Origin of the sequence: Streptomyces lunaelactis (genome assembly GCF_003054555.1) — a bacterium.
Lineage (GTDB): Bacteria > Actinomycetota > Actinomycetes > Streptomycetales > Streptomycetaceae > Streptomyces > Streptomyces lunaelactis.
Window position 1 is genome coordinate 7,781,951 of record NZ_CP026304.1, and the last position, 11,696, is coordinate 7,793,646.

Below are 11,696 nucleotides of genomic sequence, written 5' to 3' on the forward strand. Positions count from 1 at the left end.
GCACCCCATGCGTGTCGTCGTCGCACTGGGCGGCAACGCCCTGCTCCGCCGCCAGGACCGGCCGGACGCCGCCGTACAACTGGCCAACATCCAGGCGGCGGTGGCCGCCCTGGCCCCTCTCGCACACCGGCACGAGCTGGTGATCACCCATGGCAACGGTCCTCAGGTCGGGGTTCTCGCCCTGCAGAGCGCCGCCGACCCCGCCCTGACCCGCCCGTACCCCTTCGACGTCCTCGGGGCGGAGACCCAGGGCATGATCGGCTACTGGCTGCTGCAGTCCCTGCAGAACGCCCTGCCGGACCGCCAGGTCTGCGCCCTGCTCAACCAGACCCTCGTCTCCGCCGCCGACCCTGCCTTTGCCGACCCCGAAAAGTTCGTCGGCCCCGTCTACGAACGAGCCGAGGCCGAGCGGATGGCCGCCGAGCGCGGCTGGACGGTTCGACAGGACGGCACCCACTGGCGCCGGGTCGTGCCCTCACCTCGCCCGCAGCGCGTCGTGGAGACGCGCCTGATCCGCCTGCTGCTGAACTCCGGTGCCGTGGCCGTGTGCGCCGGAGGCGGTGGCGTACCCGTCATCCGGGACGAGCAGGGACAACTCACCGGCGTGGAGGCCGTGGTCGACAAGGACCTCACCGCCGCCCTGCTGGCCGAGGCACTCGACGCCGACGCGCTCCTGCTGCTCACCGACGTGTCCCACGTCGAACTCGGCCACGGCACCCCCGAAGCGCAACCCATCGGCCGCACGACTCCGGCCCGGCTGCGGGCGCACCACTTCCCCGCCGGCTCGATGGGCCCCAAGGTCGACGCCGTCTGCCGCTTCGTGGAACTGACCGGCGGCATGGCAGCCATCGGCGCCCTCGACGACGCGCAGGCCATCCTCGACGGCGCCACCGGCACCGTCGTCACACCCAGCGGCCGCCACAGTGACGGCGGCCCCCACGCACCCCAGGACCCGAGATGACCACCAGCACCGCCAACAGCATGTCCCCAGCACCGGAGCCCGCGGGGCAGGACACCGACCCGCAGCACGGCCCGGCCGACAAGCGCCGCTTCACCTTCCCCTCGGCCTTCACCGTCCTCATAGCGGTGACCGTCGCGGTGTGGGCCCTGACCTTCGTCATACCCGCCGGCCGGTACGACACCAAGGACGGCAGCCCGATCCCGGGCACTTACCACTCGGTGGAGCTGACGACCGGCTTCTGGGACCGGCTCAAGGACCTGTTCCTCGCACCCGTCAACGGCCTGTACGGAGTCACCGACCCCGAGAGCGCACTCACCGCACCCGGCGGCAGCGGCGACTTCGCCGGAGCGGCCGGGGTGTTCCTCTTCATCCTGGCGGTCGGCGCCTTCATCACCGTCACCATGCGCACGGGCGCACTCACCCTCGGCGTCGCCCGTCTCGCCCACCGACTGCGGGGCCACAGGACACTGCTCCTCGTGGTACTCCTGACCGTCTTCTCCCTGGGCGGCACCACCTACGGCATGGCGGAGGAAACCCTCGGCTTCTACGGACTGATGATCCCCCTCATGCTCACACTGGGATACGACCGCATGGTCGCCGCGACGGTCATCATGGTCGGCGCCGGCGTCGGTACGCTCGCGTCCACGGTCAACCCCTTCGCCACCGGCGTCGCCTCCGACAGCGCGGGCATCGGTACCGGCGACGGGATCGTCCTGCGGCTGGCGATGTGGGTCTGCCTGACCGCACTGGCGGCAGCCTATGTGGTGCGCTACGCCCGGAGGATCCTCGCGGACCCCGCCCGGTCACTCGTTCCCGCCACGGAGGAGGACCAACTCCTCAAGAGCGACGTCCAGGAGGCGGCGCAGCTCACCGGCCGTCAGCGCACCGTGCTCTGGACCTTCGCGGGCACCTTCCTCTTCATGATCTTCGCCGTGATTCCCTGGGCCGACCTCCACATCACCTTCCTGCCCACGCTGGGCTGGTACTTCCCCGAACTCGCAGCCCTGTTCATCGTCGCGGCGATCGCCGTCGGCCTGATCGGCGGCCTGGGGGAGAAGGGCACGGCGACCGCGATCACCGGCGGGGCCGGGGACTTCATCGGCGCGGCGATGATCGTCATGCTGGCACGCGGCGTCACCGTCATCATGAACAACGCCGCCGTGACCGACACCATCCTCGACGGCCTGCACAGCGTGGTCTCCGGTGCGTCCTCCGGCGTCTTCGGCATCCTGATGTTCGTCGTCAACATCCCGCTTGCCTTCTTCGTGCCCTCCTCGTCGGGGCACGCGGCCCTGGCCATGCCGATCCTCGCGCCGCTGGCCGACTTCGCGGGAGTCAGCCGCGCCCTCGTGGTCACCGCCTACCAGTCGGCCTCGGGCTGGGTGAACCTGATCACCCCGACCTCCGCGGTCGTCATGGGCGGCCTGGCGCTGGCCAAGGTCCGCTACGACCGGTACCTGCGGTTCATGGCTCCGCTGATGGGAGCACTCCTGGTGGTGATCGCCGGCTTCCTGGCGCTCGGGGCGATGCTGGGCTGACGTGTGAGTGAGAGACGGCTGTAGCCGTGGCCGGCGACCGAACCCTTCGGTCGTCGGCCACGGACGTATGCCCCGGCACGTGCGGCTTCTCAGGCTGCCACTTCGATACAGACGGTGCTCTGCCAACTTGCGGGGGGCATGGGACTTGGACGTTCGTCCCGTCCCGCATACCCGGCTCCGTCATCCTCCCCTGCGCGTATCCGCCGCCGCGCCTCTCCACGGACCGACCCCATGCCGTTCCGCCCTCCGGGCGGCGCCGCATGCGTGCTGTGCGGCGGCGGATGTGCATGCCGAGTGCGCGGACAGCACAGGCCTCGGTATCCGGACACGTACGCGCGTACCGGCCGATGCCCAACGCACAAGGCCCGGAAGCGCCGTGACGGTGCTTCCGGGCCGAAGACCCTGCCTCTGTGGGGAGTGACGGGAGACGACTGCCTCCGCGGTGCGCTGGGGAGAACGCGGTGGGAACGGTCAGTTGTGCGGGACGACCGCCACGGGGGAGGTGGCGCCTTGCAGCACCGCTCGTGTGACGGGTCCGATGTGTATGCCGATCGCCGAGCGGCGTATGCGGCGTCCGACGACCAGCAAGGAGGCGTCCTTCGAGGCATCGACGAGGTGGTCCTGGGCATGGCCCACGACGCACTGCTGCTTCACCTCGATGCCGGGGAAGTCGCGGCGCCACGACCGCAGCACGTCGTCGAGCAACCGTGACGCGGAATGCGGCGGGATGCTGTGGCTCGGGTCGACGGCCGCGGCGCCGGCGCCGAAGACGGGCGGCTGACTCCACCCGTGGACGATTCGCAGGGCCGCTCCCCTTGAAGCGGCGGCTGCGAAGGCGTACTCGATCAGCGTGTCGCACGGCCGCGACAGGTCGAGTCCCAGCACCACGTCGCAGTACTCCTCGTACAGGCGGGGTCCGCTGCCTGGCACGGGCAGCCATTCGTCCTCGGCCTTCTCCCCGGTCCGTACGAGAACGACCGGCCGCTCCGCGTGCGCGACGACGCCTGTCGTCACCGATGCCGAGAAGAAGCCGGTCGGTGTGTCCAGTGTGTCCGGTGTCTCCGATGGGCTCGGCGCCGGCGAGCCGAGCACCAGGACCGCGGCCGTTCGCGCCGCCGACAGCAGGACCTGCATGGGCCGACCGCTGACCTGCTCCACGCTGATGACCAGGTCGGCGTGTCGCTCCCGCAGCCGGTCGGTCCATTCGTTCGGGAGGCGCTCCCGCTGCTTCGTGAGGGTCGCCCCGCCCGGCGCGGTGACTGCGCCCCTCTGTGGGGCAGCGGGACGGGGCCGCGCTGTGGGCTGTGAGACGTTCAGGATGTGCAGCGGCAACGCGCGCATCCGGGCCTCGCGCGCGGCCCATTCGGCGGCGGCGCGTGATTCGGCCGAGCCGTCCACCGCGGTGATGACGGGACGTGTCATGGTCTCCTCCGAGGAGTTGTGAGGTAGGGGATGGAATGCCACGGGTAGGGGCCGCGTAGGCCTTTCGCCTCTCCCGTGGCCGGGACGTTCTGGACGGCCGGGGGCGGCCACGTCAGGGGAGGCGGCGAACCGCGCGGTGGCCGCGGCCGCGCCCTCTGGCAGCCGGCCCGCCTCACGCCGACGGCGGTTCGGGAGCACGGCTACGGAGGGCGGCGCTGCGGTGTGTCTGCTGTGTCGCGGTGGCTCTACCGGGCGGGAGTGATCAGCCCGTATTGGCCGTCGTACCGGTGGTAGAGCACGCATCCCCGGCCGCTAGCCGCATCGGCGAAGAAGACGAACACAAGCCCGGTGAGACGCATACGCCGCACGGCATCGTCGACGCTGCACTCGGGTACCGGAGCCGAACTCACGTTCACCACGGGCCCGGCTTCGTGCGCCTGGCCCTCCGCACCGACTGAAGCCACGCGATACCCACAGGTACGGCCGTCGCGGTAGACGACGCTGTCACGTCCCGACGTCATGTCGGTGAACAACCAGAAGTCGTAGCTCATGGACTCCAGGTCGATGACGGCGTCCTCGGGCGTCTGCCGGCCCAGACTGAACGACTTGTGCCGCACGATGCGACGTTCCTCGGCCGGCGGCTGCTGCCGGTCGGGGTAGTGCCCGTGACGGCGGTTCTCCCGCGACGTCCCCTCGGCGGCCTGGCCGCCGCGGTGCTCCTGGCCAATGTGCCGCCGGGTACGGGCCAGTCGTGCGGCCAGCCGGTCCTGCAGGAGGTCGACCGCCTCCAGCATCGTGTCCGCGGCAACGTGAGCGCGCACCGGGCGCCCGTTCAGGTCCACCACGGCCTGTGCGGTGGCCGGACGACTTGCCGACGGATTGGCCGCCTGGGTGAGCTGCGCCCGAACGGCCAGGACCGGCGAACTCACGTGTGCGATCGCCGCGAGCAACTTCTCCTGGGCGTACTCGGATGCGCCCCCGGGTACCGGACCCCGGCTGTTCACCAGGACATCGACGATCGGACTGGTCTTGAGACGGCTCATGGAAACTCCTCCTTGGTCGCTCCCAGCCTCTCTTCGGCCCGCCGTCCGAGGGCAGAGCCGTCCGGCCCCCGCTCAGGTCCCACCGGTACCCGGGCGCCCGCGTCTCGCGGGCTGTTCGGCTCGTCGCGAGGGACCTTCGGCCCCACAACGCGGGCCACTCGCACGCCTCTTGGCGTGGTCTTCACCGCTCTCACGGGCGACGGAACTGCAGGTCGCAAGGCGGGCGGGCGATTGGTGACCATGTGCCGGACTCTGCCTAGAGCCGACGGGTCCAGCTCTCACCCGCGCCCGCAGCCGCCGGATTCACCGTGGGTACGTCACGGTCGTCGAAGGTGTAGGTCAGCTCGTCGATGACCGCCACCACGCCGTTGACCCACTCGGTCATCCGCAAGGCGACCGCCTTCTCGCTCCGCCGCTCCAACTCGCCGGACAGAGTGACCACACCGTTGGTGACGGACACATCGATCGCCTGCGGAGCGAGCCAGAGACTGTCCTCGATCACGTCCTTGACGATCGCCCGGCGGATGGCCTCATCGGGTTGCAAGAACGTCTGCAGCAGCTCGCGCCGTGCCACGAGGCCCACCAGACGCTCCCGTTCGTCCACGACGGGAAGCCGCTCGACGCCGTGTTCCACCATGATCCTCGCCGCTTCGGAAATCGTGGCGTCCACCAGCACGGTGACGGCGGGAGCGGTCAGCAGCGCGCTTGCCGTGCGAGCGTGTGCTTTGGGTTCGGCCTTGGCGGCCCGACGCCACCATCTGCGCGAGAGACGCCGGAGCCCGTGACGCGGCGAGGCGTGGACCCGGGTACATGGCTCGTGAGGAGCGTTCGGCGATGTCCGCCGTGGGTGGTCCGCGCCGTCGGGCAGGCTCAGGGTGATTTCCCCGTCCCGCGTTCCTGGCGGTCCACGCTCGTGGCGGCGGCGAGCGCGATGGCCCCGACGGCCATCATGATCAGTCCGACGAGCGGCCGGTCTGCGCTGCGCCATTGCCAGTCCACGGCGAAGGTGAGAATGGCGCCGAAACCGATCGAAGTGATGGCGCCGATGGCAAGCAACCCCGCCATGGCATGCCCCCTTTGTCTGTCGTCCACGAGGCTCCGTGCCCCGTGCCGCCTTCACTGTTCCGAGGACTCCGGGGGGCTCCCAGGGGCCTGTTGACCCCTGTGCGCGCCATACGGCCCTCGTCGGCGACAAGGGCGAACTGCACCGGCTTTGCCTCCCGCCGCTGTTCCCTGGAGCGGATATGAACAGCCCGGTCCCGAGGGACTGTTGGCGGCGCCGAGTGGTCCGTTCGCCCCCATGGCCCGCGCCGCCCGCGCAGGGACATTGGCCAAGGGCGCGCACACGGCGTGTCCATGAAGAAAGGTCCTACGCCATGACTCTGCACCAGCACCGTCAGCCGGGGATGCGCTTCATCATGAGGCGCAAAGCCGCCTCGGCCACAGCGTCCGGCACTCAAGCAGGCACCGCCGTCCGTGAACTCACCCTGCCCCTGACCGTCGCGCGCACCGCGGCCATGACCCGCCTGCTGACCGCGTTCACCTTCCTGTGGGCCTTCGGTGACAAGACGTTCGGCTGGGGATACGCGACGCCCGCGGGCAAGGGATGGATCGACGGCGGGTCACCCACCAAGGGCTTCCTGAGCCATGTCGCCGCCGGACCGATGGAGGAGACGTTCCACTCCTGGGCCGGTGCCGCCTGGGCGGATTGGACCTTCATGCTGGGCCTGCTCGGCATCGGTGTCGCCCTGGCGAGCGGCATCGCCCTGCGCGTCGCAGCAGCAGCGGGCACCGTGATGATGGCGCTCATGTGGGCTGCCGAGTGGCCTCTCGCCAGGCACCTGTCGGACGGCAGCCCCAGCATGTCGACGAACCCTCTGGTGGACTATCACGTCCTGTACGCGGCCGTCCTCGTCACGCTCGCGGTGATCGGAGCCGGCCGCACCTGGGGCCTGGGCACCATCTGGGAGCGCCAGCCCCTCGTCCGCCGTAACCGCTGGCTCCTGTGACGACAGCCGGAGACCCGGGGCCGCCGCAGCCTGGTGCGGCCCCGGATCGACGGGGACGACGAGGGCCGAACGGCCCGGTGCCGCATCCCTGTCGGCCCCCGCCCGCCACGCGGGCCCCGAACCCAGGCTGTTCGGAACACAACACCACAGCACTCATCGGAAGGACGAAGGACATGACCGTACGCATCGGCATCAACGGTTTCGGCCGCATCGGCCGCAACTATCTGCGCTGCGTCATGGAGCGCGCGGAAGAAGGCAACGGCATCCCGGTGGAGGTGGTGGCGGTCAATGACCTCGCCTCCCCGGAGACACTCGCACACCTCCTGAAGTACGACTCGACATACGGACGGCTGCACCGCACCGTCGAGCACGACTCGGACTCGATCTCGGTCGACGGACACCGCATCGCGGTCACCTCCGAACGCGACCCCGCCGATCTGAAGTGGGACGCACTGGGCGTCGACGTGGTCATCGAGTCCACGGGGCGCTTTCGCACCAGGGAGGCCGCCGGCCTGCACCTGAACGCCGGGGCGCGCAAGGTGCTGCTGTCCGTGCCGGGCAAGGGAGTCGACGCCACCATCGTGATGGGGGTCAACGAGGACACGTACGTCCCGGAGTCCGACCACGTCATCTCCAACGCCTCATGCACCACCAACTGCGTGGCGCCGATGGTGAAGGTGCTCAGCGAGCGGTTCGGGATCGTCAAGGGCCTCATGACCACGATCCACGGCTACACCAACGACCAGGCCGTTCTCGACGGCCCCCACAAGGACCTGCGCCGGGCCCGCACGGCCGCAGTGAACATCATCCCGACCAGCACCGGCGCCGCCCGCGCCGTTGGCCTCGTACTCCCCGGCCTCGCGGGCACCCTGGACGGCATCGCGGTGCGTGTACCGGTCGAGGACGGCTCCCTGACCGATCTGAGCCTCGTGCTGGACCGCCCCGTCACAGCCGACGAGGTCAACACCGCGTTCAGGGAGGCCGCCCAGGGAGAGCTCAAGGGCATTCTGCGCGTCAGCGACGCACCGATCGTCTCGCGCGACATCGTCGGCGATCCCGCTTCCTGCATCGTCGACGCCCCGCTGACGCAGGCTCATGGCGACCTCGTCAAGGTCTTCGGGTGGTACGACAACGAATGGGGCTACACCAATCGTCTCCTCGACCTCACGGAGTACGTCGCCGTCCGCCTCGGCGACCGGTGACGCGGACTCGCAGACGGTGAAAGGAAGGGGCGCGACGATGGGCAGGAAGGTACGGCTGTGGCGGTGGAGGTGCAATCCCCTGCGTCGGCGCTCGTATGTCGTGGAAGGCTGGATCATCCTGGGCCTGGCATCCGTCACGTTCGTCGCCGCTCCTCTCGTCGGCGCGGTGGCGTGCGAAGCGGTCCGAGACGCCAGGGCGCACGAGCGCCACGAGCGGCATGTCACCGCCGCGACGCTGGAGGAGGACGCCGCGCCCGCCGCCGCGGGGGCCACACGCGCCGGCGCCGTCGCGCGCTGGGCGGCCCCCGACGGCACGGCGCGCATCGGACGGGTGCCGGTCACCGGCCAACCGAGGCGCGGTGCACGGGTCGACGTCTGGACCGACAGGCACGGGGCGGTGACCGCCGCGCCGGTCAGTGCGGCAGCCGCACGGATAGACGCGGTACTGGCGGGTGTCGCGATTGCTGCGTTCATCTGCCTTCTGGCGTTGGCGGGCCGCCGGATCGTGGGGTGGCAGTTGGACAGACGCCGCAGCGAGTTGTGGGCGTGCGAGTGGACCCGAGTCGGCCCGCGATGGGATCGCAGAAACGCCTGACCGGGCAGGAGTTGGAGCCCATCGGGCCCGGGCCCGGGACCTTTGGGACCTCCGTCACCGACCGGCGCGGCATAAGGCTGTAGGTGACCCCCGGCGAACGGGTGGTCACCTGGCCGGCCCCCGCGACGGCGGCCGACCCGGGCCCGTGCACAGCGACGAGGGAGCCTTCCATGACTCGCCTGAACCAGGTGAACACCGCACCGCGAACCAGTCCCGAGGACGTCCCGTCCGACACGGCCATCGCCGTGAACCTGCTGGTGGACAACGCCTCGAAGGCACTTGCCGGCTTCGAGTCCCTCACCCAGGAGCAGGTCGACCACATCGTCGCCAAGGCGTCGGTGGCGGCCTTGGACCAGCACACGGGCCTGGCGCGGCTGGCGGTGGAGGAAACCGGCCGTGGAGTCTTCGAGGACAAGGCGGCCAAGAACATGTTCGCCTGCGAGCACGTCACTCACAGCATGGCCGGTACCAAGACGGTCGGGGTCATCGCCCGCGACGACATCGAGGGCGTGATCGAGATCGCAGAGCCCGTCGGGGTCGTGTGCGCGGTCACTCCTGTCACCAACCCCACGTCCACCACTATCTTCAAGGCCCTGCTGGCCCTGAAGACACGCAATCCCGTCGTGTTCGCCTTCCACCCCTCCGCCCAGCAGTGCAGTGCCGAGGCCGCCCGGATCGTCCGGGACGCTGCCGTCGACGCGGGCGCCCCCGAACACTGCGTCCAGTGGATCGAGACTCCGTCGATCGAGGCCACCGGCCTTCTCATGCGCCACCCCGGCGTTGCGCTGATCCTGGCGACCGGCGGTAACACGTTGGTCAAGGCCGCCTACTCGGCCGGCAAACCCGCAGTCGGCGTCGGCGCCGGCAACGTACCCGCGTATGTGCACCGCAGCGCGGATCTGCGGCGCGCGGTCAACGACCTCGTCCTGTCGAAGTCCTTCGACAACGGCATGATCTGTGCGTCTGAACAGGCGGTCATCCTCGACGCCGACATCTACGACGACGCGCTCGCGGAGTTCCGCCGACTGCACGCACACCTGGCGACGGCCGACGAGAAGCGGAAGCTGGAGGCTTACCTCTTCCCAGCCGGCCCGGCGGGCGGTGAGCCGAAGGTGAACCCGGCGGCCGTCGGTCAGAGCCCGGTGTGGATCGCCGAGCGGGCCGGCTTCACGGTGCCTGCGGACACCTCGCTCATCCTCGCGGAGGCCGGCCACGTCGGGCCGGACGAGCCGCTGACCCGCGAGAAGCTCTGCCCTGTCCTGACCGTGCTGCGCGCCGGATCCACCCAGGAGGGCTTCGACCTCGCTGCCGGCATGGTCGCCTTCCACGGCCAGGGCCACAGCGCCGTCATCCACACCGGTGACCCGGCCCTGGCCGAAAGCTACGGGCGGCGGATGAAGACCGTGCGCATCATCGTGAACTCCCCGTCCTCCCAGGGCGCGATCGGCGGGATCTACAACCGCCTCCTGCCGTCCCTGACCCTGGGCTGCGGCTCCTGGGGCAGCACGTCCGTGTCCGACAACGTCTCGGCGGCCCAACTGCTCAACATCAAGCGGGTCACGACCCGGCAGAACAACCTGCAGTGGTTCAAGGTGCCCCCGAAGATCTACTTCGAGCCGCAGGCCATCCGCTACCTGGCCTCGATGCCCGACGTGCACCGGGTCACAGTCGTCACCGACGCCACCATGACCCGGCTCGGCTACGTCGACCGCGTCAGCCGTGTCCTGCAACAGCGGCAGGGGCCGGTGACCATCCAGATCATCGACGACGTCGAGCCCGAGCCGAGCATCGACTCGGTACAGCGAGGGGCGGCGCTGATGCGTGACTTCCGGCCCGACACCATCATCGCCCTCGGCGGAGGCTCCCCCATGGACGCGGCGAAGGTCATGTGGCTGCTGTACGAGCAGCCCGACGTCGACTTCTCCGACATGCGGCAGAAGTTCTCCGACATCCGCAAGCGCGCCTTCCGCTTCCCGGTCCTGGGCGAGCGAGCCCGCCTGGTCTGCATCCCCACGACGTCGGGCACAGGCGCCGAGGTCACCCCCTTCGCCGTCATCTCCGATCCGGCCACCGGCAAGAAGTACCCCCTCGCCGACTACGCCCTCACCCCCAGCGTCGCCATCGTCGACCCGGTGCTCACCGCCGATCTGCCCGCCTCGCTCGCCGCCGACAGCGGCTTCGATGCCCTCACCCACGCCACCGAGGCCTATGTGTCTGTCTACGCCAACGACTTCACCGACGGCCTGGCTCTGCACGCCATCAAGCTGATCTTCGAGAACCTCGAAGCGTCCGTCACCGGCGGCACCCGGCAGCGCAAGGCGCGCGAGAAGATGCACAACTCCGGCACCATCGCCGGCATGGCCTTCGGCAACGCGTTCCTCGGCATCGTCCACGCGATGTCCCACACGCTGGGCGCCACCTTCCACATCGCGCACGGACGCACCAACGCGATCCTGCTGCCGCACGTCATCCGCTACAACGGCACGGTCCCGTCCAAGCTGACGGGCTGGCCCAAGTACGAGAGCTACCGGGCGCCCGAGCGGTTCCAGGACATCGCCCGCGCTCTGGGACTGCCGGCCGCCACCCCGGCCGAGGGCGTGGCCTCCTACGCCGCGGCGGTGGAACGGCTGCGTGACGCGGTCGGTATCGAGCCATCGTTCCGCGCCCTGGGCATCGACGAAGCGGCATTCATGGCTGCCCTGCCTCAGCAGGCCCTCAACGCCTACGAGGACCAGTGCGCACCGGCCAACCCCCGTATGCCGATGCTCGATGACATGGAGGACATCATGCGCGCGGCATTTTACGCCGACCCGCACCTCATGCCTTCCGCCTAGCCGCCGTTTTCACCCTTACGGACCGATAGGCTGTCCGCGTCCAGTGGGTGAAAGCGGAGGAGAGGCGCGTGAGCGTCGAGGAGTCGTTGTCA

The 11,696-nt window shown here is 69.9% G+C and carries 10 protein-coding genes; 6 read left to right on the forward strand and 4 right to left on the reverse strand.

The window, feature by feature from the left end; translation table 11 throughout:
* The first annotated feature begins 7 nt into the window (after nucleotides 1-7).
* Together SLUN_RS35555 and SLUN_RS35560 are read left to right on the forward strand one after the other, a co-directional pair.
* The gene (locus SLUN_RS35555) at nucleotides 8-961 is read left to right on the forward strand and encodes a carbamate kinase (RefSeq protein ID WP_108154012.1); all 954 of its coding nucleotides are present in this window, start codon (nucleotides 8-10) and stop codon (nucleotides 959-961) included.
* 20 nt (nucleotides 962-981) lie between these two features.
* Nucleotides 982-2,499 (forward strand): YfcC family protein, encoded by a 1,518-nt coding sequence (locus SLUN_RS35560; protein ID WP_108155119.1) that lies wholly within the window; start codon nucleotides 982-984, stop codon nucleotides 2,497-2,499.
* A 471-nt stretch (nucleotides 2,500-2,970) separates the two neighbouring features.
* Here the strand turns inward: SLUN_RS35560 and SLUN_RS35565 are convergent, their stop codons facing one another.
* The 4 genes from SLUN_RS35565 to SLUN_RS35580 form a co-directional block, all read right to left on the reverse strand.
* Complete coding sequence (locus SLUN_RS35565) at nucleotides 2,971-3,921, reverse strand: universal stress protein (protein WP_108154013.1); 951 nt, start codon at nucleotides 3,919-3,921, stop codon at nucleotides 2,971-2,973.
* Nucleotides 3,922-4,166: 245 nt separating this feature from the next.
* Nucleotides 4,167-4,964, reverse strand: coding sequence for a ribosome hibernation promotion factor (locus SLUN_RS35570; RefSeq protein WP_108154014.1), 798 nt, complete (start codon nucleotides 4,962-4,964; stop codon nucleotides 4,167-4,169).
* Nucleotides 4,965-5,220: 256 nt separating this feature from the next.
* A complete protein-coding gene (locus SLUN_RS40215) occupies nucleotides 5,221-5,844 on the reverse strand; it encodes a CBS domain-containing protein (protein ID WP_257153955.1) in 624 nt (207 codons plus the stop codon).
* Nucleotides 5,835-6,029, reverse strand: coding sequence for a hypothetical protein (locus SLUN_RS35580; protein WP_108155120.1), 195 nt, complete (start codon nucleotides 6,027-6,029; stop codon nucleotides 5,835-5,837). Before SLUN_RS35580 ends, SLUN_RS40215 begins: the two co-directional genes overlap by 10 nt.
* Nucleotides 6,030-6,340: 311 nt before the next feature.
* On the opposite strand from SLUN_RS35580, the gene SLUN_RS35585 reads away from it, so the two are divergent.
* The 4 genes from SLUN_RS35585 to adhE all read left to right on the forward strand — a co-directional run bounded on the left by SLUN_RS35585 (nucleotide 6,341) and on the right by adhE (nucleotide 11,604).
* Nucleotides 6,341-6,973, forward strand: a complete 633-nt coding sequence (locus SLUN_RS35585) for a DoxX family membrane protein (protein WP_108154016.1) — start codon at nucleotides 6,341-6,343, stop codon at nucleotides 6,971-6,973.
* A 173-nt stretch (nucleotides 6,974-7,146) separates the two neighbouring features.
* On the forward strand, nucleotides 7,147-8,175 hold the full coding sequence (gene gap / locus SLUN_RS35590; protein ID WP_108154017.1) for a type I glyceraldehyde-3-phosphate dehydrogenase: 1,029 nt from the start codon (nucleotides 7,147-7,149) through the stop codon (nucleotides 8,173-8,175).
* Between the two features lie 37 nt (nucleotides 8,176-8,212).
* A complete protein-coding gene (locus SLUN_RS35595; protein WP_108154018.1) occupies nucleotides 8,213-8,770 on the forward strand; it encodes an Rv1733c family protein in 558 nt (185 codons plus the stop codon).
* Between the two features lie 170 nt (nucleotides 8,771-8,940).
* Nucleotides 8,941-11,604 (forward strand): bifunctional acetaldehyde-CoA/alcohol dehydrogenase, encoded by a 2,664-nt coding sequence (gene adhE / locus SLUN_RS35600; protein ID WP_108154019.1) that lies wholly within the window; start codon nucleotides 8,941-8,943, stop codon nucleotides 11,602-11,604.
* Nucleotides 11,605-11,696: the final 92 nt, after the last annotated feature.

Excerpts from the sequence above, each read along its gene's own strand:
- SLUN_RS35555 (WP_108154012.1), top strand. The coding sequence starts at position 8 with ATGCGTGTCGTCGTCGCACTGGGCGGCAACGCCCTGCTCCGCCGCCAG.
- SLUN_RS35560 (WP_108155119.1), top strand. The coding sequence starts at position 982 with ATGTCCCCAGCACCGGAGCCCGCGGGGCAGGACACCGACCCGCAGCAC.
- SLUN_RS35565 (WP_108154013.1), bottom strand. The coding sequence starts at position 3,921 with ATGACACGTCCCGTCATCACCGCGGTGGACGGCTCGGCCGAATCACGC.
- SLUN_RS35570 (WP_108154014.1), bottom strand. The coding sequence starts at position 4,964 with ATGAGCCGTCTCAAGACCAGTCCGATCGTCGATGTCCTGGTGAACAGC.
- SLUN_RS35580 (WP_108155120.1), bottom strand. The coding sequence starts at position 6,029 with ATGGCGGGGTTGCTTGCCATCGGCGCCATCACTTCGATCGGTTTCGGC.
- SLUN_RS35585 (WP_108154016.1), top strand. The coding sequence starts at position 6,341 with ATGACTCTGCACCAGCACCGTCAGCCGGGGATGCGCTTCATCATGAGG.
- gap (WP_108154017.1), top strand. The coding sequence starts at position 7,147 with ATGACCGTACGCATCGGCATCAACGGTTTCGGCCGCATCGGCCGCAAC.
- SLUN_RS35595 (WP_108154018.1), top strand. The coding sequence starts at position 8,213 with ATGGGCAGGAAGGTACGGCTGTGGCGGTGGAGGTGCAATCCCCTGCGT.
- adhE (WP_108154019.1), top strand. The coding sequence starts at position 8,941 with ATGACTCGCCTGAACCAGGTGAACACCGCACCGCGAACCAGTCCCGAG.